We start from the raw sequence: 25537 nt of genomic DNA, 5'->3' as shown, positions 1-25537 counted from the left end.
CCTGTTGGACGGCATGACCTTTGCTGTGAATCTGTCTACAAGAGTGCCATCAAATTAATGGCGTCAGACGTAGAGGGATTTCAAAGTGTCGGCCGTTCTCTCACTGTTACAAAGCCGTTTGCTGCGGCCCGTGTTCGTTACCTTGGGTATCGCCCTTTTGGTGCAAGTGTTGGTGGCCGTTGCCCTGACGCGGAGCACCGTCACGGCGCTGGAAGCAGATCTGGCGACGCGCCTGGGAACCGACAGCCAGAAGCTGTCCGGCGAACTGGAGCAGGCCGGGCGGGAGGTCACTTCCAGTCTCGACGCTTTGTCTGCCAGTACCCGGCAGCGACTCACCGCTGGCCTGTCTTCACGCCTCAAAGAAGAGCAGGCGCAACTGCGTGCCACGCTGGAAAAGGACCTCAAGGATTCGGCCAACGATATGGCGCAGTTGCTCGCCTCCGTAGCTCCGCGGGCGATGTGGGACAGCGACGTACCGACCCTGTCGGAATTTGCCCGCCGCGCCCAGCGCAATCCCAATGTGTTGTTTGTGGTGTATGACGATGCCGCCGGCCAGCACCTGACCCGTTATCTGAACCGGGAAAACCCGATCAACAAGGCTTTGCTGGAGAAGGGCCAGGGTGAGCGCGCGCTGGATAAAGTGCTGGATGCAGCGAAAAACGATCCCTCGGTGTATTACCTCGAAGCGTCGATCAATCCCAACGGTGTGGAAATCGGCAAAGTGCTGATGGGCGTTTCCACGGCCTCGGTGGAAACCGATCTGGTCGAACTCGACAAGCGTTTCTCGGCACTGATCGCCAGCAGCGACCAACTGGTCGGTGACAGCCTCAAAGGCGCTGCGGCGGACAGCGCCAAAGCCATGCAAGCGCGCCTGCAGTCGGCGCAGTCCACGGCTGGCGAGATGAAAGCCAATACCGCGCAAACCGTTCAAGAGGCAGCGGCGACTCTGCGCTGGCGCATCGGCCTGGGCCTGGCGCTGGTCGGATGTGCGGTGTTGCTGTTGCTGGCCGTGGTGTTGGGCCATCGCGTGGTCAATCGCCTGAAAATGCTCAACGCGGCGATGGACGATCTGGCGGCGGGCGAGGGCGATCTGACCAAGCGTGTGCAGATCAACAGCAAGGATGAAATCGGCGACATGGCCTCGGCGGTCAACCGCTTCGTGGACAAGTTGCAGCCGATCGTGCGCGAAGCTGGCGATGTGGCGCAGCGCACCGGAGTCGAGATTGGCGCGATGACCCTGCGCAACGCCGGCGCCGATGCGGCGGCCGGCATGCAGCGTGATGAAGTTGCCGAGAGCCTGCGTGCGTTGTCGCAGATGGCCGACGAGGCGCAATCGGAAAGCCATGCGATGCAGGCCGCACTCAAGCAAGTGGTGGAAATTCGACAGGCCACTGATGAAAACACCCGTACCTCGGCCAAGGTCGGCGGCCTGATCGAAGCGCTGGCCGGGCAGGTGGACACCGGGGCGAAAGTCATCGAGCGGCTGGCGCAGCAGAGTGAACAGATTGAAGTGGTGCTGACGGTGATCCACGGCATCGCTGAGCAGACCAACCTGTTGGCCTTGAACGCGGCGATTGAAGCAGCGCGCGCGGGCGAGACAGGCCGCGGCTTCGCCGTGGTGGCGGACGAAGTGCGGGCGTTGGCAAGCAAGACGCAAAGCTCCACCGGCGATATTCAGGCGCACATCGTCGCGTTGCAGCAGGGCGCGCGCGAGGCGGTCGAGGCGATCGGCCAGGCCGGGCGTCAGGCCAGTGAAGGCTTGCTGGTGTTGCGTGACAGCGCGCGACTGCAACAGTCGGTGCAGGCCTCGGTTGAACAGGTGCACGCAGCGATCGGCCTCGCGACACAAGCGGCAGCGCATCAGGCGCAGGGTGCGCAGGCGGTGCGTGGGCGGGTGGAAACAATTCACGCACAGGCGGAAAAAGCCGCGCAGGCGGTGGTGGAGACCACGGCCAGTGGCAAGGTGCTGGATGGTCTGGCGGCACAGCTCAAGGCGAGCCTGGGACAGTTCAGGGCCTGATATTGGCCGGGCTGGCCTCTTCGCGAGCAGGCTCACTCCTACATTTGAAATACGTTTCCCTGTAGGAGTGAGCCTGCTCGCGATAGCTTTTTCAACGGCTCAGATACATTCGCGTCGTGAGCAGATAAACCGGCAACCCCGACACCACGATCAACAACGCCGCATAAGGCGCTGCGGCCGCGAACTCGACATTCGCGGTATGTGCCCAGACCTCGGTCGCCAGCGTATTGAGCCCGGTCGGACTCAGCAGCAGCGTCGCCGTCAATTCCTTCATCGCATCGAGAAACACCAGCGCAAACGCCGCACCCAATGCCGGAAAAATGATCGGTAGTGTTACCCGGCAAAACGCCGTGAACGACGAAGCCCCGAGCGTGCGCGCCGCCTCTTCCAGCTGCGGTGCAGCCTTGTTCAGCGCCGTGCGAATTGGCGCCTGCGCCAACGGCAGAAACAGCAGCGCATAAGCAATCAGCAACAGTCCCGAGGTCTGATACAGCACTGGCACGTAGTGCAGAGCGAAATACACCAGCGTCAGGGCAATCACCAATCCCGGTAGCGCGTGCAGCAGATACGGCAAACGCTCGGCCCAGATCGCCAGTTGACCTTTGTAGCGCACCACCAGCAGCCCCACCGGAACCGCCAGCAGCAGGCACAGTGCCGCGCCGCCCAGTGACAATGCCAGCGATGACAGCAGCGCTTCGCTAATCGCCGCAACCGGGAACGCAGCCGATGAGCCAACCGCCAGCCAGTAAGCGAGCATTCCCAGTGGAATCCCGCTGCCGACAATCGCCAACGCCAGGCAATATAACTGACCCAGCGCAGCCCATGGTCCCAGGCGGACTTGTTCCGCCTGACGCGCTGCGCCTTGACCGGTGCGCACATGCCGGCCCTTGCCACGCACGCGCAGTTCCAGCCAGAGCAACAGCAGGCACAGCGCGAGCAGCACTGCCGAAAGCATCGCCGCGTTGGCGTTGCTGAATTCCAGCTCGAACTGCTGATAGATCGCGGTGGTAAAAGTTTGCAGACCGATGATCGACAGGGCGCCGAACTCCACCAGCATGTGCAAGGCGATCAGCAGCGAGCCGGCCAAAAGCGATGGCCAGAGCAGCGGCAGGGTCACGCGAAAAAATACCCCCCAACGATTCTGCCCCAATGTGCGTGCGGACTCCTCGAGTGAAGGATCAAGGTTGCGCAACGTCGCCGCGACCGGCAAAAGATCAGCGGATACTTCGACAGGCTCATCACCAGAATGGCCCCGCCAAGGCCTTCGAACTGTGCGCTCAGCGAAACCCAGGTAAAGCTGCTGACAAACGCCGGCACCGCGAACGGCAGACACAGAATCACGCCCCACAAGCGTCGCCCCGGCAGATTGCTGCGTTCCAGCAGCCAGGCCAGGGACAGGCCAATCACGCCGCAGGTGAGCGTCACGCCGACCATCAGCGCCACGGTATTGCGCAACAAGCCAAACACATACGGGCGCCACAGCAAATGCATCGCCTCGGCCCAACCCGCCTGCCACGCCTTGAGCCCGACATAGGCCAGCGGCAACAGGCTCAACACCACCAATAGCAATACCGGCAGCAGCAGCCAGATCGATGGCCGCTTGCGTTTTGGCACGTAACCCCCGCGCGGGGCGGGGGCGGATAACGATGCGCTCATCAGTTCAAGCCAACTTCGCGTTCCAGCTCCAGCGCTTCTTCAGCATTGCCCAGATCGGCCGGCGTCACGTTCGGTGCTTCCAGCTCGCTGAATGGCTTGAGCCCGCGATCCGATTCCATGCCTTTGTGCAGTGGATATTCGGCGGTGGTCTGGGTGATCACGCGCTGACCTTCTTCGCTGGCCATGAACGCAAGGAATTGCTGCGCTTCTTTTGGATGTTTGCTGGATTTCAGCACCGCAGCGCTGGACACTGTGATCAGGCCGCCAGCGTCACCGCCGGTAAAGTAGTGCAGTTTCGAATCGAGCTGGCCTTTCTCGCGTTGCAGGGCGAACCAGTAGTAGTTGTTCACCAGCACTGTGGCGACTTCGCCGTTTTCCACGGCTTTGAGCGCGACCATGTTGTTGCTGTAGGTCTTGCCGAACGCGCGCAGGCCGGTCAGCCATTCTTCGGCGGCGTCGCGCCCGTGCAGCTTGATGATCGCCACGGCCTGTTCCTGGAATGCGCCGCTGGTCGGCACGAAACCGACCTTGCCTTGCCATTGCGGCTCGGAAAACTCCATCACCGATTTCGGCAGGTCTTTCTCGTCGATCAGTTTCGGGTTGAACGCAACCACGCGCACGCGGGCGGTGACGCCTATCCAGGTGCCGTTGGTGGCGACGTATTTTTCCGGCAATACCGCCAGGGTTGCGTCATCAGCCTTGGCCAGCAGGCCTTGCTCGCCAAGATTATTCAGCGGCGGCGATTCTTCGGTGTAGATCACGTCGGCGGGGGAGCGGTCGCCTTCTTCGATGATCTGGCTGGCGAGCTGATTGCTGCTGCCTTTGCGCACGTTGACGTGAATGCCGGTCTTGGCTTCGAAGGCCTTGGCAATCGCATCGCCGACCTCTTTGTGCTGGCCGTTGTACAGGGTAAGGGAAACCGCATCGGCTGCCTGGGTGAGGGGAGTGGCGAGCGCCGCGCTGAGGAGGGTGAAGGCCAGGCCTCGGCGCAGGGTATTTCGAAACGTCATTCGCAGGGTTCCTCACTGTCGCATTGCAAAAACTTGCAACAATGATAAACGATATTGTTTCTCAAGTGCGCTTCGCGGTCCGATCGGCATGTGAGGTGCGAGTCGGCAATTAGCGGAAGCCAGAAACGCAAAAACCCGCTTTCGCGGGTTTCTGTGAAATTCAAGGCCTGAACCTTGAATTTGAATTGGTGCCCAGAAGAAGACTCGAACTTCCACGACCGTAAGGTCACCAGCACCTGAAGCTGGCGTGTCTACCAATTTCACCATCTGGGCAATCATCGCGAGCGTTGCCGCTGTTGATGTGGCGCACTATACGGAGCGCTTTTTGATCTGTAAACCCCTGATTTAATTTTAATAAATCGGTTTTAAGAAAACCCGGGCTTAGAATGCAAAAAACCCGCTTTCGCGGGTTTTGTGTGAGCCTTGAAACTGATCTAGTCTCAAGCTCGAAATTGGTGCCCAGAAGAAGACTCGAACTTCCACGACCGTAAGGTCACCAGCACCTGAAGCTGGCGTGTCTACCAATTTCACCATCTGGGCAGCATCGTCAACGCATCTGCGTCGTCAATGGCGCGCACTATACGGAGGGTCTTTTTAGCTGTAAACCCCTGTCAGCAAAAAATATGATTTTTTTTACCAGCGGTGGTCAAAATGGCTTTCGGACGGCAGATCATGGCATCCGTTGCGCCTTATATAGCCGGAAATTTCCCGTTTCATGGCGCCTATGCCAAACTAACCCGTATATAGACAAGGTGAAAACTCTCTAATGGCCGATTGGCAGTCCCTCGATCCCGAGGCCGCTCGTGAAGCGGAAAAATACGAAAACCCTATTCCTAGCCGCGAACTGATCCTGGCGCATCTCGCCGATCGTGGTTCGCCGGCTGCCCGCGAGCAACTGGTCGAAGAGTTCGGTCTGACCACCGAAGACCAGATTGAAGCCCTGCGCCGCCGTCTGCGCGCCATGGAACGCGACGCTCAACTGATCTACACCCGTCGTGGCACCTATGCCCCGGTGGACAAGCTCGATCTGATCCTTGGTCGCATCAGCGGTCACCGTGACGGTTTCGGCTTCCTGGTCCCGGACGACGGCAGCGACGACCTGTTCATGAGCCCGGCGCAAATGCGTCTGGTGTTCGATGGCGATCGTGCGCTGGCCCGCGTTTCCGGCCTCGACCGTCGCGGTCGTCGCGAGGGCGTGATCGTTGAAGTGGTGTCCCGTGCCCATGAAACCATCGTCGGTCGTTACTTCGAAGAAGGCGGCATCGGTTTCGTCGTTGCCGACAACCCGAAGATCCAGCAGGAAGTGCTGGTCACACCGGGCCGCAACGCCAACGCGCAGATCGGTCAGTTCGTCGAGGTGAAAATCACCCACTGGCCGACGCCGCGCTTCCAGCCGCAGGGCGACGTGGTCGAAGTGGTCGGCAACTACATGGCACCGGGCATGGAGATCGATGTTGCCCTGCGCACCTACGACATTCCGCACGTCTGGCCTGAAGCCGTACTGAAGGAAGCCGGCAAGCTCAAGCCGGAAGTTGAAGAAAAAGACAAAGAGAAGCGCATTGACCTGCGCCATCTGCCGTTCGTCACCATCGACGGCGAAGATGCCCGCGACTTCGATGACGCGGTTTACTGCGAAGCCAAGCCGGGCAAGCTGCGCCTGTTCTCCGGCGGCTGGAAGTTGTACGTGGCGATTGCCGACGTCTCCAGCTATGTGAAAATCGGTTCGGCGCTGGACAACGAAGCGCAGGTGCGCGGCAACTCGGTGTACTTCCCTGAGCGCGTGATTCCGATGCTGCCAGAGCAGCTGTCCAACGGCCTGTGCTCGCTGAATCCGCACGTTGATCGCCTGGCCATGGTCTGCGAGATGACCATCTCCAAGTCCGGCGAAATGACCGATTACTGCTTCTATGAGGCGGTGATTCACTCTCACGCCCGCCTGACCTACAACAAGGTCAGCGCCATGCTGGAAACGCCGAAGGCTACCGAAGCGCGCAAGCTGCGTGGCGAGTACACCGACGTCTTACCGCACCTGAAGCAGCTTTATGCGCTGTACAAAGTGCTGCTGGCAGCCCGTCATGTGCGTGGTGCGATTGATTTCGAAACGCAGGAAACCCGGATCATCTTCGGTTCCGAGCGCAAGATCGCCGAAATCCGTCCGACCATCCGCAACGATGCGCACAAGCTGATCGAGGAGTGCATGCTGGCGGCCAACGTGGCCACTGCCGAATTCCTCAAGAAGCATGAAATTCCTGCGCTGTATCGCGTTCACGCCGGTCCGCCGCCGGAGCGTCTGGAAAAACTGCGCGCCTTCCTGGGCGAGCTCGGCCTGTCCTTGCACAAGGGCAAGGACGGTCCATCGCCGAAGGACTATCAGGCCTTGTTGGCGGGCCTCAAGGATCGTCCGGATTTCCATCTGATCCAGACCGTCATGCTGCGCTCGTTGAGCCAGGCGGTGTACAGCGCTGAAAACGACGGCCACTTCGGCCTGAATTACGAAGCCTATACCCACTTCACTTCGCCGATCCGTCGTTATCCGGACCTGCTGACGCACCGCGCGATCCGCAGCGTGATCCATTCGAAGCAGGACACCCCGCACGTTCGCCGTGCCGGTGCGATGACCATTCCAAAGGCGCGCATCTATCCGTACGACGAAGCGGCGCTGGAACAGCTCGGCGAGCAATGCTCGATGAGCGAGCGTCGTGCCGACGAAGCGACCCGCGACGTAGTGAACTGGCTCAAGTGCGAGTTCATGAAGGATCGCGTCGGCGAGTCGTTCCCGGGCGTGATCACTGCGGTGACCGGTTTCGGCCTGTTCGTCGAGCTGACCGACATTTATGTCGAGGGTCTGGTCCACGTCACGGCGCTACCAGGCGATTACTATCACTTCGACCCCGTGCATCACCGCTTGGCGGGCGAGCGCACCGGGCGCAGTTTCCGCCTCGGCGATACCGTTGAAGTGCGGGTCATGCGCGTCGATCTCGACGAGCGCAAGATCGACTTCGAGATGGCAGAAAAAACCATCAGCGCGCCGATCGGCCGCAAAAAACGCGGCGCTGAAACCGCCGCGCCGGCTGCCAAGGCTGCAGAAGACAAGGCGCCGGCGAAAACCGCCAGCCGTCGTCCGGCCAAGGAAAAGGTGTCCGAGGCTTATCGGCCAAGCGACGCTGTGGCAAAAAACGCCGAGCTGCGTAAAAGCCGTGAAATGAAAAAGGCCTTGCTCGCCGATGCAAAAAGCGGTGGTAAAGCGCCGTCTGCGGGAAAGACCGGACGGTCGGCGCCTGAGAAGGCTTCCGGCGGCAAGCCAGCCAAACCGAGCAAGCACCGCAAGGGCCCGCCAAAAGCGGGTTCCGCTCCAGCCAAAAGTGGCGGAGCCCGTAAACCGAAGGCGAAGTCATGAGTCAGTTGGAAAAAATCTACGGCGTTCACGCGGTAGAAGCGTTACTGCGTCACCACCCAAAACGCGTCAAGCAGATCTGGCTGGCGGAAAGCCGCAACGATCCGCGGGTGCAGACCCTGGTTGAGCTGGCTAACGAAAATCGTGTTCAGGTTGGTCAGGCCGAGCGCCGCGAAATGGACGCTTGGGTCGAAGGCGTCCACCAGGGTGTGGTTGCGGAAGTCAGCCCGAGCCAGGTCTGGGGCGAAGCGATGCTCGACGAACTGCTCGATCGCACCGAAGGCGCGCCGCTGCTGCTGGTGCTCGACGGCGTGACCGACCCGCACAACCTCGGCGCCTGCCTGCGCTCGGCCGATGCGGCCGGGGCGCTGGCGGTGATCGTGCCGAAAGACAAGTCGGCGACCCTGACGCCTGTGGTGCGCAAAGTCGCTTGCGGCGCAGCGGAAGTCATCCCGCTGGTGGCAGTGACCAACCTCGCCCGCACGCTGGAGAAACTTCAGCAGCGCGGCCTGTGGGTGGTGGGTACGGCGGGGGAGGCCGAGGTCAGCATTTATGACCAGGACCTGACCGGCCCGACCATCCTTATCATGGGCGCCGAAGGCAAAGGCATGCGTCGCCTGACTCGCGAGCACTGCGACTATCTGGTAAACCTGCCGATGGCCGGTAGCGTCAGCAGTCTCAACGTCTCCGTGGCTACCGGCGTCTGCCTGTTCGAAGCCCAGCGCCAGCGTGGCGCCAAGGCGCGCGCTTCGCGCAAGCCATAAGTGCAAGCTGCAAGCCTCAAGTCAAAAGCGGTCCGCTTGCAGCTTGAGGCTTGTAGCTCATAGCTGCTGTTCATTTATTCACCAATTACCTTGCACCCCCGCAGTCCCTTCTCTACAATTGCGCCCCTTGCTGTGGCGGCAGGCACGCATGTGCCCCGGGCCAGCAAGTCCATAAGTGTCATTCACTCCTTGTCTGACCGTTTTTGAGCGGCAGGCTACAACCCGTAAGGAGCATTCATGCGTCATTACGAAATCATCTTTCTGGTCCACCCGGATCAGAGCGAGCAAGTCGGCGGCATGGTTGAGCGTTACACCAAGCTGATCGAAGAAGACGGCGGCAAAATCCACCGTCTGGAAGATTGGGGCCGTCGTCAACTGGCCTACGCAATCAACAATGTTCACAAGGCTCACTACGTGATGCTGAACGTTGAGTGCACTGGCAAAGCCCTGGCCGAGCTGGAAGACAACTTCCGCTACAACGATGCAGTGATCCGTAACCTGGTCATCCGTCGCGACGAAGCCGTTACTGGCCAGTCCGAGATGCTCAAGGCTGAAGAAAACCGCAGTGAGCGCCGTGAGCGTCGCGACCGTCCTGAACACGAAGGCGCCGAAGGCTGATGACAGTGACAACAGCGATAACGCTGACGAGTAATCCACGGACCTTATTAAGGAGCCTATCAAATGGCACGTTTCTTCCGTCGTCGTAAATTCTGCCGCTTCACCGCTGAAGATGTGAAAGAGATCGATTACAAAGATCTCAACACTCTGAAAGCCTACGTATCCGAGACCGGCAAAATCGTTCCAAGCCGTATCACCGGTACCAAAGCTCGTTATCAGCGTCAGCTGGCCACCGCTATCAAGCGCGCCCGCTTCCTGGCCCTGCTGGCCTACACCGACAGCCACGGCCGCTGAGACCGGGCAGTCGACAAGTAGCAAAGGATTGAATGCATGCGCGCCTTAGCTGAGTTCATCATGCGCGGCCGCATGCAGGCCACTCTCGTGGTGGCCGGATGTGCAACATTGCCGTTGTTGTATTGGTTGGGTGCTGCCGCAGGGAGCCTTGTGCTGCTGCGGCGCGGACTGACGGACGCCCTGGGTGTTCTGTCTCTGGGGCTGCTGCCGGCGTTGATCTGGTGGCTGTATGCCGATGACCCACGAGCGCTTCTGGTGCTGCTGGGGTCTTCGGGGCTTGCGCTGGTTTTGCGCGCAAGTGAGTCCTGGGTTCGCACGCTGCTGGTCAGCGTAGTGATAGGAGTGGTGTTTTCAGTGGTGCTCGGGGCCGCGTTTGCGGCACAGATCGAGATGCTCGCGCAGGCTTTGATAAAAATCATGCCGACGCTTCTTGGTGAAACCTACAAGCAATTGTCGGTGGATGAGCAAGGGCGTTTCGCGTCCCTGATTGCACCGGTCCTGACCGGCCTGATTGCGGCATTGTTGCAAATCGTCAGCGTGCTGAGCCTGATTGTCGGGCGGCATTGGCAGGCGTTGTTGTACAACCCGGGTGGTTTTGGTCGCGAGTTTCGCGCCATCCGCATTCCGCTGGGGCCGGCGATGTTACTGCTGGCGTTGATGCTTCTGGGCCCGAATCTCGGTGCACAGATGGCCATGTTGACGCCGTTGTGCAGTGTACCGCTGGTGTTCGCCGGGCTGGCCCTGATTCACGGGCTGGTCGGGCAGAAGCGACTGGCCGGTTTCTGGCTGGTGGGGTTGTACGTCACGCTGCTGTTGTTCATGCAGCTGATCTATCCGTTGCTCGTGGTTCTGGCCATTGTCGACAGCCTGATTGATTTTCGCGGTCGTCACGTGTCGAAAGACACCGACAGCGCGAACGGTGAAGGTTAAAAGTTAGAGGATTTTCACATGCAACTGATCCTTCTGGAAAAAATCGCCAACCTGGGCAACCTGGGCGACAAAGTAAACGTTAAGGCCGGTTACGGCCGTAACTACCTGCTGCCTTTCGGCAAGGCTACCGCTGCGACCGCTGCCAACCTGGCTGCGTTCGAAGAGCGTCGCGCCGAGCTGGAAAAAGCCGCCGCAGACCGTAAAGCATCGGCCGAAAGCCGTGCTGCCCAACTGGCCGAGCTGGAAGTGACCATCACTGCCACCGCTGGCGACGAAGGCAAGCTGTTCGGTTCGATCGGTACTCACGACATCGCTGACGCACTGACCGCTTCCGGCGTTGAAGTGCAGAAGAGCGAAGTTCGTCTGCCGAACGGCACCATCCGCAACGTGGGTGAATTCGACGTAGCCGTGCACCTGCACGCCGAAGTTGAAGCCACCGTACGCGTTGTCGTGGTAGCAGCTTAAGCAACACCGGATCGGCTGGCGGCTTGTCCGTCAGGCGGTTAACATCGGGCACGATCCTGTTTACAGGTCGTGCCCTTTGTCTTTCTGAATCCCTGCTTTTCACTGATTATCAAGTGGCCATGAACGATATCTCCGCTCCCGAGCAATACGATCTGCAAACCGCTGCCCTGAAGGTGCCGCCACATTCCATCGAGGCCGAACAGGCCGTACTCGGTGGTTTGATGCTGGACAACAACGCCTGGGAACGCGTGCTCGATCAAGTCTCCGACGGCGATTTCTATCGACATGACCACCGCCTGATCTTCCGTGCGATCGCCAAACTGGCCGATCAGAACATGCCGATCGACGTCGTGACCCTGTCCGAGCAACTGGACAAGGAAGGCCAGACGTCCCAGGTCGGCGGTCTCGGTTATCTCGGTGAGCTGGCGAAAAACACGCCGTCCGTCGCCAACATCAAGGCCTATGCGCAAATCGTCCGCCAGCGCGCGACGTTGCGCCAGCTGATCGGCATCAGTACCGAAATCGCCGACAGCGCGTTCAACCCTGAAGGCCGTACCGCCGAAGAAATCCTCGATGAAGCCGAACGGCAGATCTTCCAGATCGCCGAGGCGCGACCGAAGACCGGCGGCCCGGTTGGCGTCAACGAACTGTTGACCAAGGCCATCGATCGCATCGACACCCTGTTCAACACCGACAATGCCATCACCGGCCTGTCGACCGGCTACACCGACCTCGACGAGAAGACCAGCGGCCTGCAACCGGCCGACTTGATCATCGTCGCCGGCCGTCCGTCGATGGGTAAAACCACCTTCGCGATGAACCTGGTGGAAAACGCCGTGTTGCGCAGCGAGAAAGCCGTACTGGTGTACTCCCTCGAGATGCCAGGCGAGTCGCTGATCATGCGTATGCTTTCGTCGCTTGGCCGCATCGACCAGACCAAGGTCCGTTCAGGCCAACTGGAAGACGACGACTGGCCGCGCCTGACCTCGGCGGTCAACCTGCTCAACGACCGCAAGCTGTTCATCGATGACACCGCCGGCATCAGCCCGTCGGAAATGCGCGCGCGGACCCGGCGACTGGTGCGTGAGCACGGAGACGTCGGCTTGATCATGATCGACTATTTGCAGTTGATGCAGATTCCGGGCTCCAGTGGTGATAACCGTACCAACGAAATTTCCGAGATCTCGCGATCCCTGAAAGCGCTGGCCAAGGAATTCAACTGCCCGGTTGTGGCCCTGTCGCAGCTCAACCGTTCCCTCGAACAGCGCCCGAACAAACGCCCGGTGAACTCCGACTTGCGTGAATCGGGTGCGATCGAGCAGGACGCCGACGTGATCATGTTCGTGTACCGGGACGAGGTGTATCACCCGGAAACCGAACACAAGGGCATCGCCGAAATCATCATCGGCAAGCAGCGTAACGGCCCGATCGGCTTTATTCGCCTGGCGTTCATCGGCAAATACACACGCTTCGAAAACCTCGCGCCGGGCAGCTACAACTTCGACGACGACGAGTAAAAGGCTGGCCACAACGCTTCGGCCAGCCCTCGCCTTATCGGCTACGCACTTGTGCCGGCGGCATTCTCTTCAGTGTCGCTGGCCTTGTATTGCGCCAGTTCCTTGCGGCTCAGTTTTTCGATCAGGGCCGACTCCTCGATCAGCCATTCTGCCTGCATCGCTTTTGATTGCGCGTCGTAGTCGGCGAATGACAATTCGTTTGCCTTGAATGATTCATCCAGAGCCGCCTGGCGGTCTTGAAACGGCTGACGCCGGGCTTCGAAGACCTCCTGATAGTGCGTAGTCAGGTATGTTTGCCAGAACTCCCTCGCCACCAGGGCCTGAAACTCCTCGGCTGAGTTATCTCGCGCGAGGACGGTTTGGCAAGCACTGTCCAGTTGCGCTTTGGAGACGCTGACCAGGTGGGCAAACCCCATTTTCTCCGGTTGCCCGGGCAGCTGCAGGCGGTCTTTGAGACCGTGGCGATAGAACAGCCTGATTTCAACTTCTTCGGGCACCTCTGGCGGCCGCAGATTGGCGGCCTCTTGCGGTGTTCTGGCTGCGGCAAGGTTCGCTTCGCGCTGGGCGATGTCCGCCGAGGCAATCTTGTCGACTTCATGCAAGCGGAACAGCGCTCTGTTCAACTTGAACAGTTCCAGCCCCTGCGTTTTGTCGCCGGCCCGGGCCACAGCGTTGTGCGTCAACGACAAGATCTCGAGATTGGCGAAGGTAAAAGCTGCCCGGTCACAGCAGGCCGCTTCGCCGGCGCGATCAAAGACTTCGTTGCGCAACCGTTCGGACTGTGCGGTGTTTTCGGTGATGCTATCGATCAACCGCCAGACTCGCCCTTGAAGTGCCAAGTGGCCGGTTGGCGTATCCAGCAGGCGTTGCAGTGTGTTGAACAAACCGTCCGAGCGCGCCTGATCGCGTAGGGTTTGCCATTGCCGTGTTCGTGTCGTCAGCTGTTTTTCGGTGAAGCCCGCTGTCCAGCGCAGCATCGGGTCAGCCGGAGCCAGGCGAAGGGGCTCCGGCCTGGCGCTCGCCGTGTCGAGGATGTTCCTTAAGCCTGTCAGCGGTGTGCCGGCTGCTCTCAGGCGACTGCGGTAGTTGATCAGGCGGCTGTATGTCGCGTCCGACAATGGATTATTCGAAATATCAGTGATGTTGTTGATGCGCACGGTGTTCGCCAGTTGATCATCCGGCGGCGCGATGACGGCGTCGGGAATTTCCGTGATGCGGTTGCTGTGCAGCTCGATGGTATCCAGCAGCGGCTGATGGATGAGGCCATTGGGAAAGGTGTCGATCCCTGTGAGAGCCAGACTGACCGACCGCAGGTCGACGATCTGGCTCATATCCGGGGCGATGCCCAGTTGCCGGTTTCCCTGCAGCTCCAGTGCACGCAAGGTCGTGCGGCTCGCGAGGACGCGGGCAGTGTCGGCGGTCAGGGTGATGTTGTTGCTATCCAGCGACAACCACGTCAGACCATGCATTTCGCCAATCGCCGGTGGCAGTTCACGCAGTTGATTGCGCGACAATTTCAACCAGCGTATGTGGCGGAAACGCGTCAGAAAACCTTCCGGCGACGTGCTCAGGCGCATATTGACGAGTTTGAGTGAGCCGACGTGAGTGAAGTCAGCATCTATGTCCGGCAGGCTGGGCAGCCGCAGATTGCTCAGATCGAGCTCCAGGCCGATGGGAGTACCGTCATGGGCATGAGCTTGCGGCCCCTCTCGGCGCCAGCAACTGATGATTCTGTCGTTGGCCGTGACCCGATCAGCTCGGTTCTGTGCATTGAGCGCCAGTTGGTCGGCGCGAATGTACCCGCCCAGATTGCCTCCACCGGAAAAAACCCAGGCGTCGAGCTGGCGTTTGAGTCGCGCGAACTCCTGCTCAAGACTGCGCACCTTGATGGTCGCGGCGTCAACGTCCATGGTCCAAAGGTATTCTCTGCACTGCTTCAAGTCTTTTGGGGAAACAGTCGCCGGTAACGTTTCGCCAAGGAGTTGTCGCTATCGAACATCACACCCTGATGAGAGGTCAGCAGTTCGGGAGCGACTGCGCTGACGCGTCGCCAGTAGGCATCGAATTTCTTCCAGTAATCGGCCGGGAACGGATTGCCTTTGAGCCGGGTTACGGCGTTGACCCGTGCGACCGCCAACAAGTCCTCATCCGCTGGATCGATGAATGTCGGCGGCACTTCCTTCAAGCGGTTGTTGCTTAGATCCAGTGTGATCAGCCCCGTCTTGTCGTGTAACCCGCTCGGCCACTGATCGATACCGATATTGCTCAGCAGCAGATGCCTGAGTCTGGACATATGGCTGAAATCAGGCGTCAGGCCGAGGGCCGGATTGTCGGTCAGGTTGATCGTCCCCAGATGATGCATGGCACTGAGTGTTGCCGCGCTCTGCTCAGTCAGTTGCAGGCGATTATGGGACAGATTCAGATTGACCAGGCCACGCATGGCAGCAATCGGTGCGGGCAAGTTTTCAAGCCCGCAATGATTGATGAGCAAGCGTTCCAGATTGGGGAAACCGGCCAGGAAGGTATCGGCGTCAGCCGACCATTTAGCGGTGTTGATAATCAGTGTTTTGACATGGCCGAAGTCCGCGCTGAGCGGCGGCAGTGACGCCTCTGTCGACGACAGCCTCAGTGTGTGCATGGAATTGAGCCAATTGGCCTGGAGGGTGGCGGCAACGCGGCGCGCCTGAATCCTGGCCGGCGTGTCTGCGCCGGACGCATCGGTCTGGCTGCCATCGACGTAGGCCTCTAGCTGGGACTGCAGCGAGTCCAGCGCTGCGACACGGCGTGCCAGTCGCGCTTTGCCGTCATCATTCAGAGCGAGTAGAAATGCCCGCACCTGCTGAGGATTCTTGTTTGGGTAAACCCGCTGCACGTCGGGGGTTTCCGGCATGTCACTGGGGAGTCTGAATGCATCGGCCAGAGCGCTGCTGCCCAGCTCCGGTTGATCGATCGCCACCCGTTGCCAAAAGTCTTCCAGTTTCGTCCAGTAGCCGGGTGGAAAAGGATTGCCTTCCAGCAGGCTGACACTGTTGATACGCGCGAGCGCTTCGAACTGATCGGCTGGTGGATTGAGGTTGGCTTCCGGGACCGCGCTCAAGCGGTTGTTGCGCAAGTCCACACGCACCAGTCGGGCCTGGCTGTGCAGACCTGCCGGCCACTGCTCCAGTTGCGCATTGCTCAGGTTCAGCGTCTTGAGGTCGGCCATGGCGGAAAAGTCCGGCGTTTGCCCCAACGGGTTGTCGGACAGATCCAGATGCTTGAGTTTGCTCAGTGAACCCAGTGCAGCGGTCGTTTGTTCGTTGAGGGCGATGCGGTTCGCACTCAGATCAAGGCTCTTCAAATCGGCCATCTGCACGAGAGCTGCGGGCAGCGTGTCCAGTGTCGAGCCGCTGATGTGCAGGCTTTCCAGTCCGGAGAAGTTGCCGAGCATAATGCCTGAGGCGTCTGACCATGCGACCGATTTCAGTGTCAGGTGTCGGACGTGGCTGAAATCGGCTTTCAGCGCCGGCAGTGTGCCGTTGCCAGCCTCGAGCCAAAGTATGGCGCCGCTCTGATGGCGCCAGCAGCGCTTGAGACTGTGCGCGATTTGCTGCGCGGCGGTTGGCGAAGTGCCGGACGGCGCTGCATTGGCGGATTGCCGCAGCCAGGCATCGAGTTCAATCTTGAGGGATTTGTAGGCGCTCTCGCGCTGGGTCAAACCGCCAGCGACGTCATTTCCCAAGGACTTGATGAATTGACCGATTTCTTCATCGGTGTGGTCCGGAAACAGCTTTCGCGCCCGCGATTGAGGGCTGCGCAACCGGTTCAAAACCTGCGACAGCCGCTCGCGCATGCTCGAATGCGCAGGCACGTTGACGCCGTCGCCACGCATCATGCCGCCGGCGCCGGCCACGGTGGTGCCCACCCAGCCTTGTATGGCATCGAAAACAATCGGTTCCGACCGGCCCGGACGCGTCGCGACATACCGATTGGCGCTGTCGCTGGCGACCGGGTCATCGCTGCGGACGATGCGCATCACCGAGGCCAGCGGCGTCGAGGCATCCAGATCGTGCAACACCTGATAAGCATGGTTATCGATCAGCGCATACAGTTTGCCGTCGATGCGGTGCAGTCCGTCGCTGCCAGGTTCAACGCTGTGCAGTTGCAGGGTTGTGCGAAACGCTGCCAGACGGCTCTCGCTCAGGGCAAAGGTTATCGGTTCAAAATCTTCCAGCGGATGCCACAGGCCGCTGTCCGGATCGCGCAGCAGAATCGGCCCGGAAGCTTTCGCTTCGCTGGGCAGCCTGGCGCGGAACAGCCCGCTGTCGGCATCCTGAGCGATCTGTACGGTGCCGATCTCGACCACATCGACGTATTGCCGCCCTTTGAACAGGCGCAAGCCCTCGGCATTGGCTGCCGGCAAATCGACAGCGGCCGTGACCCGGTAATCCTCCAGCGGCAGACCGACCGCGCGTGGCGTTTCGCTCGGCGATGCCGATGGGTGAACAGTAACGATAGGCGCTGAAGTGTTCGCATCGAGATCGGTGTCGCCGGCGGGCCCGCCGGGACGTGTTGGCAGGCCGCGGTTGTCAAAGCCGGGACGCGATGTGGTACCGGGGCGCGGCGTAGTCACGTCCGGCATCGTTGTCGGACGAACAGTTGTGACGCCTGAGGTGTTGCCTTTGGGCGGCGATTTGATGGGCATGAAAAACTTCCTTGTAGGTTGCCAGTCGCTCCCGCAGTCGGGCAGCGGCTGGCCGGTTCGGCGTCATTGCCGGTGCGAATGAATCAGTGGGCCGCCGCTGCGCTTTGGCTGGCGAGAGCAAAGATCTTGCTCGCGGTCCTGCCGTCGAATGTCTGGCGCCAGATGGCAACGTGGGGTAGGCCGGCCTGTGCGTCACGGCGTTGAGATTCGATGCCGCGCGTGCCTTGTTCCAGCGTTTTCAGGTGACCACCCTTGATGCTGAAACTCAGCGTCTCGCTGTTGTGCCTGTCGTAGTGAAAGTGCGCTTCCCATAACGGCGCATCGTCAGCGCGATCGCGGATCGAATAGACGTCGAGAAAGGATTTCTCCTTGCCCTTGCCCTGCTGTTTGCGATCTACCGTTTTGCGCACACTGAGTTCGGCATGATCGAGCAGCCAGTTCAGACGCATGATGTCCAGTACGTCCTTGTTCTTGTACATCCGCACCAGCGCCCTTTGGCCATGCGCGGTTAGTGTGTCAGCAGCTGTTTGCAAGCGTTCGGCCAAGCTCTGGATCTCGGCATCCTCGGCCGCGTTTTCTTGGTTTTGCAGGCGGCGTGCCTGCTCGTTGAGCGGGTCGACAGCTTTTTCGAGGTCTTCAATAATTTCCGTCGGATTGTCTTTCGCGGTTTCTTTGGTCCGTGCTACGGCGATGTGCTTTTCAACGTCAGCCAATAAACGGTTGGCCTCGGCGATCAGTTCCGGTCGCGGAGTGCTGACGATGGGCGGACGAACTGGCAGCCATTCACCCTGCCTTTTCTCGTAGCGTTCGACCGGGCCATTCGGCTGGAACGGGTTGCAAACCTTGACGATAACGCTGCCGTCTGCGGCGGTTTCCGTGTCGCCAACCATTACCCTGGAAGTGCCGTGCCGTCGGGTGCGGAAGACTTTCCTCATTGACGGCGGTCGGACTGCCACGCTATCGCTTGGCCGCGGCGGAATGAAATCGAAGTCGATGTTCTGTTCCAGGCTGGGCAGCTCGGTATCGCGGTTGAACGAGGCAAAGATGTCTTTCAAGCGGGTTTCGATGCCGGTCTCGAACTGATCGGCCAGCGCGAGGATCTCCCGGGCGTACTCGGATTTGACGCTGCCTGCCGACAGCTCTGCTTCAAAGCGACCTCTCTCACCTCTTATTTGATCAAGGGTCAGCATCAGCGCCAATGGCTGCATGGCTTCGGGAATGTTTTGCAGATCGTCAGTGAGCAGGTCGATGGAATAAAGCGAGCGCATGGTCGCTTCGGGCGCGTAGTCAGGCGTGCCTGCGAACATGTGGACGTACAGGTTCAACTTGTTGAAATTGATGCGCTCGGCCGAATCCACTTTATTACGGAGCTTTGCAAGTATCGGGGCCGCTCCTCGGTCTGCTTTCAGGATCTGCTCCATCACCAGATCCCGGTCTTCGAGAAGCTTCAGCTTTTTGTTCATAATGCTGATGACTTTCATACAGGTGTCAGCATTCAGCGTGGTGAACATAGACTCACCCCTGAAATTCATGACTATCATCAGTCGGTTCAGGTATTCCACCCGGTCCAGGCGAAGGGCATGAAGCTCTTCGGCGTACACCCCGTTGGCTTTGATGTGCATCAACCAGGATTTGTGGTCGAGTATTAACTGCAAATTGTCAGCCTGCTTTTTGATGTGCCTGAGCAGGTGAACTTCAACGGCAATCAATGCCGCCGTCCGCCCTGCGCTGTCTTTCGGCAGAGCGTCTGCCTGCGCCGCGAGCTCGTTATAGCGTTCAGCGGACTGATTAATCTCGTTTATTCTCATGACGAAGGGCTCATAGCGCTGCATCAGAATCGGTATCGCGTCCTGGCGGCGCATTCCTCCAAGCAAGCCGGTGGAGGCGGAAACCCAGGTATCGTGAGCATTGCGTGTGATGGCCCGAGACTCTCCACTGCGGCTGGCGTGATAGATGTTGTCGCTATCACTCGCCACAGGATCTTTGGCATTAACGATGCGCCAGACCTTTCGTACAGGCGTAGACCCATCCCTATCAAGCATGACCTGATAAGCATGTTCGTGGATGAGCGCGTAGCGTTTGCCATCGTGCCCAAACAAACCGTCGAGGTCGGGTTCGCTCGTACTGAAGTCCAGATCCGTACGAAACGCCTGCAGACTCGCATCGGTAAGAGCAGCGGTAGTGGCATTTCCATCGTCGGTTGCCCGCCAGAGCCCATCGTTTCCATCGCGAAACAAGACAGGCCCGGAAGCTTTCGCTTCGCTGGGCAATCTGGCGCGGAACAGACCGCTGTCGGCATCCTGAGCGACCTGTACGGTGCCGATCTCGACCACATCGACGTATTGCCGCCCTTTGAACAGGCGCAAGCCCTCGGCATTGGCTGCCGGCAGATCGACAGCGGCCGTGACCCGGTAATGCTCAAGCGGCAGACCGCCTGCGTGTGGTGGGTCGTCCTGTCGGGCCGAGCGATGCACAGTGACAGTGGGCGCCGGGGAGATCGCATCGAGATCGGCGTCGCCGGCGGGCCCGCCGGGACGTATTGGCAGGCCGCGGTTGTCAAAGCCGGGATGCGTTGTGATACCGGGGCGCGGCGTAGTCACGTCCGGCGTCGTTGTCGGACGAACAGTTGTGACGCCTGAGGTGTTGCCTTTGGGCGGCGATTTGATGGGCATGAAAAACTTCCTTGTAGGTTGCCAGTCGCTCCCGCAGTCGGGCAGCGGCTGGCCGGTTCGGCGTCATTGCCGGTGCGAATGAATCAGTGGGCCGCCGCTGCGCTTTGGCTGGCGAGAGCAAAGATCTTGCTCGCGGTCCTGCCGTCGAAGGTCTCGCGCCAGATGGCAACGTGGGGCAGGCCGGCCTGCGCGTCACGGCGTTGAGATTCGATGCCGCGCGAGCCCTGTTCCAGCGTTTTCAGGTGACCACCCTTGATGCTGAAACTCAGCGGCTCGCTGTTGTGCCTGTCGTAGTGAAAGTGCGCTTCCCATAACGGTGCATCGTCAGCGCGGTCCCTGATCGAATAGACGTCGAGAAAGGATTTCTCCTTACCTTTGCCTTGCTGTTTGCGATCTACCGTTTTGCGCACACTGAGTTCGGCATGATCGAGCAGCCAGTTCAGACGCATGATGTCCAGTACGTCCTTGTTCTTGTACATCCGCACCAGCAGCTGTTGCCCTTGCGCGGATAAAGTGTCGGCGGCGCTTTGCAAGCGCTCGATCAAGGCTTCGACTTCAGCGTCCTGCTGCGCTTTTTCGAGGTTCTGCAGGCGCCTGGCCTGCTCGCTCAGCGGGTCGATGGCTTTTTCCAGATCTTCAAGAATATTCGTCGGGTTGTCTTTTTGCGCTTCTTTAGCCCTGGCATCGGCGCTGTGGTTTTCGACCTGCGCCAACAGCTGGTTGGCTTCGGCAATCAACTGCGGTTTCGGTGTGCGGACAAGCGGCGGGGGAACCGGCACCCATTCGCCGTGACGCTGTTCATAGCGTTCAGCCGGGCCGTCGGGCCGCAGCGGGTTGGCTACCTTGATGACGATGCTGCCGTCCGCAGCGGTTTCGGTGTCGCCGATGAGAATTCTGGAAGTGCCGTGCCGACGGGTACGGAACACCTTGCGGGTCGCAGGCGCTGTGGCTGGCACATTGTCGCTTGGCCGCGGTGGCAGGAAGCTGAAGTCGATGTCCTGATCCAGGTTCGGCAGTTCGGTATTGCGATCGAACGTGGCGAAGAGTTCGTTCAACCGTGCTTCGATGCGGATTTCGATCGGGTCAAGCAACGCGATGATTTCCCGGGCGTATTCGGCTTTCGCATCCTCGGTAGACAATTGCGATTCGAAGCGGCTTTTGTCGCTTCGGATCTGATCAAGCGTCAGCATCAGAGCCAGTGGGTGCGAGCGTTCAGGGATGTTGTGCAACTCACCGGTGACCAGATCGATGGACGCGAGCGAAGGCATGGTGACATTGGGCGAATGGTCGGGCGCGTCGGCATACAGATGGACATACAACATCAGTTTGTTGAGGTTGATGCGTTCGGCCGAGGGCACTTCCTGGCTGAGTTCGATCAATGTGGGCCCCGCTCCGGGGCTGCTTTGCGGATCTGTTCCATGACGTTCTGGCGGTCTTCGATCAGCTTCAGTTTCTTGTTCAGGTGCGTGATCATTTTTTTACAATTTTCTGCGCTCGTCGTCGCAAACAGCGGAGCGATGCGAAAGTCCATCACGGCCATGAGCCGGTTCAGATAACGCACGCGATCCAGGCGGAACGTGTGCAGCTCTTCCCTGTAAACCCCGCCGACTTTCAGATGGACCATCCAGTCCTTGTTATCGACAAGGGACTGGACGAAATCCGTCTGCTTTTTGATGTGCTTGAGCAGATGAACTTCAACGGCGATCAGGGCTGCGGTTTTCCCCTCGCTGTCCTGCGCCTGCGCACGTGCCTCACTCCAGAGACGGTCGAAGCGGGTAGCAGACTCGACCAGTTCCCGATGCGCAGCGGCAAAGGTTCATAGCGTTGCATCAGCATCGCCATATTGGCCTGAGCCGTTTCACGGCGGCGCATGCCTGCGTTCAGGCCTGGGAAAACCAGCACCCAGGCGTCTTGCGCATTGCGTGCAATGGCACGGGTCTCGCCGCTGCGGCTGGCGTGGTAAATGTTTTCGCTGTCCGTGGCCACCGGGTCCCCGGGCTTGACGATGCGCCAGACCTTTTGCACCGGCGTCGAGGCCTGCGTATCGAGCAGCGCTTGATGGGCGTGGTCGTGGATGACCACGTAACGTTTGCCATCGTGGTGAAACAAACCGTCAATGTCGGGTTCGCTGGTACTGAAGTCCAGATCCATACGAAACGCTCGCAGGCTGGCATCGGTAAGAGGGGCAGTAATGACTTCGTCGGTATCGTTTGGCCGCCAGAATCCGCTATCGACATCGCGAACCAGAACAGGGCCGGAAGGCTTCGATTCGCTCGTCAGGTGAGCCCTGTACTGTCCGGTCTCGGCGTCTTTGGCGACATGCACAACCCCGACATTGACCACATCGACATACTGGCGGCCTTTATGAATTCTGAAGCCCTCGAAATTGGCTGCCGGCAGGTCGACAGCGGCCGTGACACGGTAATCCTCCAGCGGCAGACCGACCGCGCGTGGCGTTTCGCTCGGCGATGCCAATGGGTGAACAGTAACGACAGGCGCCAAAGTGATTGCATCGGGGTCGATGCCGCCAGGTGATCCGCCCGGTCGGTATTTCGGATGGATCGACGTTGCAGTGTCGAAGCCTGACCGCACTGTTATGTCGGGGCGAAGAGCTGGTGAATCCACTGCGGTATCCGGCCGCGGATGCACTTGGGCGGTAGTAGTGCCTTTTGAAAGTGTTTTGATTGGCATGGTTTACGTTCCTTGTGGAATTGGCCAGCAGCCTTCCGATGCTGCTGGTGTTCTCGGCGTCATGGCCTGAGGGTGATGACGACGTGGCTGTAGCGGATTCTTTCCCGCGAACGGCGCACCGGGTTACTTTCCCGTCAGGCCGTACGATGCCCGGCACGGGAGGCCATTACGGGACGCGATCAGTGGTGGTGGCCGCCAGATCGAAAATTCTCTGCGCGGTGCGTCTGTCGAAGTGATGGCGCCAAATGGCAACGTGTTGTCGTCCGGCCTGTTCTTCTCTGCGCTGCGACATACTGCCCTTCGCACTTTGCTCAAGGGTTTTCAGGTGAGCGCCGCGCACGTTGAAGTTCAGAGCGGGCGTGTCTGCGGCGGGGTAATGAAAATGCGCATGCCAGAGTGGCGCGCCGGTATGGGCATCCGTCAGCACGTAAATGTCGAGGTACTCCCTGTCCTGGCGCTTGCCCCGTTTCAGTCGGGTGACGGTTTGCTGCGCCCGGACGTGCTGCCTGTCGATCAGATAAATCACCCGGTCGACGCAGAGAAAATTCTTGTCCTTGTAAATCCGGATGCGAATGTCCTCACCTGCGGTCCGCAGACGCTGACTGTCCTGTTTCAGCCTTTGGATCAACGCCTTGGCAGTGGCATCGTTGTGTTCGAACCGCTGAAGCTGCAGGGCTGTGTCATCCAGCGCTCTGACTTTCTCTTCAAGTTTTTCGACAATGTTGTCCGGGTTGATTTTTTCCCGCTCCTCCCTTAGGGCGGTATTGACGTGCGAGTCGGATTCGCGCAGCAGTTGATCGGCGTCTGCCAGCAGCGCGGGCAAGGCTTTTTCCGGATCGACTGCACCGGGCGCCATTCCCCCTCTCTGTGCTCGTAGGTTTGTATGGGTTGCTGCGGATTGAAGGGGCTGCTGACGTCAATGACCTCTACCCCTAGAGCGGTGCGCCGTGACTCGCCGATGTTGATCTTGCTGACACCGTTCTTTTTTGCCCGAAACAGGCGCCAGGGCTTTGTTTGCGGGCCGCTCCGGTCTTGTGGCGGAATATAGTCGAAGTCAATCGGCTGCTCCGGGGCGGGTCGTGCGGAGCCATCCGGCTGGTCCAGATAGAGGCGCGTCAGGCGAGTTTCCAGGGTGAGTTCGAACGCCTGGATTTCGGCGTTGATGTCATTGCGTGAGGTGACGTGTTCGGGGCCGGCTGGCAGGTCCAGTCGATCGTACCAGTCGCGCAGTGCGGCGCATTGCTGAGACAGGCCACTGAGTACCGATACGTGCAGGTCTTCCGGGATCTTGCCAAGCGCTGCGTAAACGACGGTCGCCATACCGAACTGGACAGCCAGGTCAGAAGCCTGAACAGCGTTGCCGGCCGACAGCGGATTGTCCAGCAGTACACTTTTGGTGAGCACCCACGAGGCGACGACGTTATGCGTGTCCGCCGATGAAAGTATGTCGCTCAGATCGTCCGGCGAGACCTTCCATTTTTTCACCAGATTATCGGCAATGAGCTGGCGCTCTTTCAGGTGGCCCATCATTCGGTAGAGGAAGCTGACGGTCCGTGGAAGCCCGTCCGGAGCAAGGTCAAGCAGTGGGCCCTTGAGTGCACGACGACTCAGGCCGCATTCTATGAGCTGTTGATAGGCGAGCATCTGGCCTTTTTGCAACGCGATCATTTTGTCTCTGTAATCTGCCTCCGAAATAAGCGTACTTACGACGGATTTTTGCTCTTTGTAGTAGTTCAGGGCCTCCCTAAGACTTCTCAGTTCCTTGAGGCTGTGCAGTTCGCGATCTACAAGTGCCGTTAATTCGCCAGCCACCCGCTTGGCGGGCTCACCCTCCAGATCCTTCGCAGTCAGCCATGCAGCGATGAGTTCTTGACGTGTCTCGTGAGCTTTTTGGATTCGCAGATTTATCTGGTCAAGTTCAGAAGCCACTTCCAGACGCTGCCAGAAGGCACTTGAAGACGCTGCCACGGTTCGCGGCATGCCTGCGGCACCGTACACAATCGTGCCCTGCCAGCCGTGCCGGGTATCGAAAGCGACAGGCTCCGAACTGCCGGGGCGCGAAGCCACGTAAAGATTGCCAGCATCGGTGGCGACCGCGTCCCCGGGACGAACGATGCGCATCACCGACCTCTGCGGTGACGAGGCATCGAGATCATGCAGAACTTGATAGGCATGTTGCTCTATCCGTGCGTAGAGCTTGCCATTGAAGCGATACAGTCCATCACTTCCCGGATCGGCCGTGCTGAAATCCAGGTCGGTACGAAACGCCTCCAGTCGTGCAGTTGATAGCGCAAAGGTCAACGGCACCAGGCGTTCAACCGGATACCAGAGCGAACTTTCGACGTCGGGTTTTAAAACCGGTCCTGAAGGTATCAGTTCACTCGGTAATTTCGCGCGATAAAGGCCGCTGGCCGGATCCACTCCGATCTGCACATGACCGCCGTCCGGCACTTCAACATACTGACGTCCTCGGTAGATCGAAATGCCTTCGGCGTCAGGGGCCGGCAGCACCGCCAGCGACGTGATCCAGTAATCTTTCAGTGGACGCTCGGGCAGAGCGGGGGCAGGTGCTGAGTTCGCCGTTGCGCTGACCGCAACTCGCGGTGGCACAGGAGTGATGACCGGATGAACTGCATCGGTCGGTGAGGATGGGCGTCGGGTAGGAGATGGGGGCACCAATGTGCCGCCGAATGGATTCCTGTTAACGGGTCCGGGTACTGACTCGCTGACGCGCGTCCCATGGACCGAGGCGGTTGTTGTGCCTCTGACTGGCGGTTTGATTGGCATTGCTTGTCACCCTTTAACGTTCACGCCTCGCTATC

The 25537-nt window shown here is 59.6% G+C and carries 17 protein-coding genes, 2 tRNA genes and 3 pseudogenes; 9 read left to right on the top strand and 13 right to left on the bottom strand.

Features of this window, described 5'->3' with window-relative positions:
• Positions 1-85 precede the first annotated feature (85 nt).
• Positions 86-2020, top strand: a complete 1935-nt coding sequence (locus tag M0746_RS22960) for a methyl-accepting chemotaxis protein (protein WP_258450691.1) — start codon at positions 86-88, stop codon at positions 2018-2020.
• A gap of 91 nt (positions 2021-2111) precedes the next feature.
• Here M0746_RS22960 and M0746_RS22955 read toward each other — a convergent pair.
• The 4 genes and pseudogenes from M0746_RS22955 to M0746_RS22940 form a co-directional block, all read right to left on the bottom strand.
• A pseudogene (locus tag M0746_RS22955) lies at positions 2112-3676 on the bottom strand (ABC transporter permease).
• Positions 3676-4686, bottom strand: coding sequence for an extracellular solute-binding protein (locus M0746_RS22950; RefSeq protein WP_258450690.1), 1011 nt, complete (start codon positions 4684-4686; stop codon positions 3676-3678). Before M0746_RS22950 ends, M0746_RS22955 begins: the two are co-directional and overlap by 1 nt.
• A gap of 186 nt (positions 4687-4872) precedes the next feature.
• A tRNA-Leu gene (locus M0746_RS22945) sits at positions 4873-4959 on the bottom strand.
• Between the two features lie 180 nt (positions 4960-5139).
• Positions 5140-5226, bottom strand: a tRNA-Leu gene (locus M0746_RS22940).
• 226 nt (positions 5227-5452) lie between these two features.
• Between M0746_RS22940 and rnr the strand changes: the two genes are divergently transcribed.
• The 7 genes and pseudogenes from rnr to dnaB all read left to right on the top strand — a co-directional run bounded on the left by rnr (position 5453) and on the right by dnaB (position 12668).
• Entirely contained in the window at positions 5453-8083 is a 2631-nt protein-coding gene (gene rnr, locus M0746_RS22935; protein WP_258450689.1) for a ribonuclease R, read from the top strand.
• Entirely contained in the window at positions 8080-8844 is a 765-nt protein-coding gene (rlmB, locus tag M0746_RS22930) for a 23S rRNA (guanosine(2251)-2'-O)-methyltransferase RlmB (protein WP_090280791.1), read from the top strand. The genes rnr and rlmB overlap by 4 nt, the downstream gene beginning before the upstream one ends.
• Before the next feature lie 237 nt (positions 8845-9081).
• A pseudogene (gene rpsF / locus M0746_RS22925) lies at positions 9082-9496 on the top strand (30S ribosomal protein S6).
• 29 nt (positions 9497-9525) lie between these two features.
• On the top strand, positions 9526-9756 hold the full coding sequence (gene rpsR / locus M0746_RS22920) for a 30S ribosomal protein S18 (RefSeq protein ID WP_002551829.1): 231 nt from the start codon (positions 9526-9528) through the stop codon (positions 9754-9756).
• Positions 9757-9792: 36 nt separating this feature from the next.
• Positions 9793-10686, top strand: coding sequence for a hypothetical protein (locus M0746_RS22915; RefSeq protein WP_208938953.1), 894 nt, complete (start codon positions 9793-9795; stop codon positions 10684-10686).
• Positions 10687-10704: 18 nt separating this feature from the next.
• Positions 10705-11151 carry a 50S ribosomal protein L9 gene (gene rplI, locus M0746_RS22910; protein WP_003221136.1) on the top strand — a complete coding sequence of 149 codons (447 nt, stop codon included), beginning with the start codon at positions 10705-10707 and terminating at the stop codon, positions 11149-11151.
• A 119-nt stretch (positions 11152-11270) separates the two neighbouring features.
• Positions 11271-12668, top strand: a complete 1398-nt coding sequence (dnaB, locus tag M0746_RS22905) for a replicative DNA helicase (RefSeq protein ID WP_008016882.1) — start codon at positions 11271-11273, stop codon at positions 12666-12668.
• 41 nt (positions 12669-12709) lie between these two features.
• Here the strand turns inward: dnaB and M0746_RS22900 are convergent, their stop codons facing one another.
• Both M0746_RS22900 and M0746_RS22895 read right to left on the bottom strand, forming a co-directional pair.
• The gene (locus tag M0746_RS22900) at positions 12710-14137 is read right to left on the bottom strand and encodes an NEL domain-containing protein (protein ID WP_258451517.1); all 1428 of its coding nucleotides are present in this window, start codon (positions 14135-14137) and stop codon (positions 12710-12712) included.
• A gap of 18 nt (positions 14138-14155) precedes the next feature.
• A pseudogene (locus tag M0746_RS22895) lies at positions 14156-14245 on the bottom strand (hypothetical protein); the annotation flags it as partial.
• A gap of 24 nt (positions 14246-14269) precedes the next feature.
• On the opposite strand from M0746_RS22895, the gene M0746_RS22890 reads away from it, so the two are divergent.
• Positions 14270-14635 (top strand): hypothetical protein, encoded by a 366-nt coding sequence (locus M0746_RS22890; RefSeq protein WP_258451539.1) that lies wholly within the window; start codon positions 14270-14272, stop codon positions 14633-14635.
• On the opposite strand, the gene M0746_RS22885 is transcribed toward M0746_RS22890, so the two are convergent.
• From M0746_RS22885 to M0746_RS22855, 7 genes are all read right to left on the bottom strand, one after another.
• Complete coding sequence (locus tag M0746_RS22885) at positions 14605-17352, bottom strand: leucine-rich repeat domain-containing protein (protein WP_258450688.1); 2748 nt, start codon at positions 17350-17352, stop codon at positions 14605-14607. The two genes, M0746_RS22890 and M0746_RS22885, sit on opposite strands and share 31 nt — an antisense overlap.
• Positions 17353-17435: 83 nt before the next feature.
• Positions 17436-20024, bottom strand: a complete 2589-nt coding sequence (locus M0746_RS22880; protein ID WP_258450687.1) for a hypothetical protein — start codon at positions 20022-20024, stop codon at positions 17436-17438.
• An 83-nt stretch (positions 20025-20107) separates the two neighbouring features.
• Positions 20108-21403, bottom strand: a complete 1296-nt coding sequence (locus M0746_RS22875; protein ID WP_258450686.1) for a hypothetical protein — start codon at positions 21401-21403, stop codon at positions 20108-20110.
• On the bottom strand, positions 21400-21648 hold the full coding sequence (locus M0746_RS22870) for a hypothetical protein (protein ID WP_258450685.1): 249 nt from the start codon (positions 21646-21648) through the stop codon (positions 21400-21402). Before M0746_RS22870 ends, M0746_RS22875 begins: the two co-directional genes overlap by 4 nt.
• 80 nt (positions 21649-21728) lie before the next feature.
• Entirely contained in the window at positions 21729-22715 is a 987-nt protein-coding gene (locus M0746_RS22865) for a hypothetical protein (RefSeq protein ID WP_258450684.1), read from the bottom strand.
• Between the two features lie 166 nt (positions 22716-22881).
• On the bottom strand, positions 22882-23538 hold the full coding sequence (locus tag M0746_RS22860; RefSeq protein WP_258450683.1) for a hypothetical protein: 657 nt from the start codon (positions 23536-23538) through the stop codon (positions 22882-22884).
• Positions 23469-25325, bottom strand: coding sequence for a hypothetical protein (locus M0746_RS22855; RefSeq protein WP_258450682.1), 1857 nt, complete (start codon positions 25323-25325; stop codon positions 23469-23471). Before M0746_RS22855 ends, M0746_RS22860 begins: the two co-directional genes overlap by 70 nt.
• Positions 25326-25537 lie beyond the last annotated feature (212 nt).

This window comes from Pseudomonas sp. S11P7 (assembly GCF_023195435.1).
Classification (GTDB): Bacteria; Pseudomonadota; Gammaproteobacteria; order Pseudomonadales; family Pseudomonadaceae; genus Aquipseudomonas; species Aquipseudomonas fluorescens_G.
Note: the sequence above shows the minus strand (reverse complement) of the source record. Positions and strands in the feature narration are given on the sequence as shown.

Excerpts from the sequence above, each read along its gene's own strand:
- M0746_RS22880 (WP_258450687.1), bottom strand. The coding sequence starts at position 20,024 with ATGCCCATCAAATCGCCGCCCAAAGGCAACACCTCAGGCGTCACAACT.
- M0746_RS22950 (WP_258450690.1), bottom strand. The coding sequence starts at position 4,686 with ATGACGTTTCGAAATACCCTGCGCCGAGGCCTGGCCTTCACCCTCCTC.
- dnaB (WP_008016882.1), top strand. The coding sequence starts at position 11,271 with ATGAACGATATCTCCGCTCCCGAGCAATACGATCTGCAAACCGCTGCC.
- M0746_RS22915 (WP_208938953.1), top strand. The coding sequence starts at position 9,793 with ATGCGCGCCTTAGCTGAGTTCATCATGCGCGGCCGCATGCAGGCCACT.
- M0746_RS22870 (WP_258450685.1), bottom strand. The coding sequence starts at position 21,648 with ATGGTCCATCTGAAAGTCGGCGGGGTTTACAGGGAAGAGCTGCACACG.
- M0746_RS22900 (WP_258451517.1), bottom strand. The coding sequence starts at position 14,137 with ATGCATGGTCTGACGTGGTTGTCGCTGGATAGCAACAACATCACCCTG.
- M0746_RS22885 (WP_258450688.1), bottom strand. The coding sequence starts at position 17,352 with ATGCCCATCAAATCGCCGCCCAAAGGCAACACCTCAGGCGTCACAACT.
- rpsR (WP_002551829.1), top strand. The coding sequence starts at position 9,526 with ATGGCACGTTTCTTCCGTCGTCGTAAATTCTGCCGCTTCACCGCTGAA.
- rnr (WP_258450689.1), top strand. The coding sequence starts at position 5,453 with ATGGCCGATTGGCAGTCCCTCGATCCCGAGGCCGCTCGTGAAGCGGAA.
- rlmB (WP_090280791.1), top strand. The coding sequence starts at position 8,080 with ATGAGTCAGTTGGAAAAAATCTACGGCGTTCACGCGGTAGAAGCGTTA.
- rplI (WP_003221136.1), top strand. The coding sequence starts at position 10,705 with ATGCAACTGATCCTTCTGGAAAAAATCGCCAACCTGGGCAACCTGGGC.
- M0746_RS22865 (WP_258450684.1), bottom strand. The coding sequence starts at position 22,715 with ATGCCAATCAAAACACTTTCAAAAGGCACTACTACCGCCCAAGTGCAT.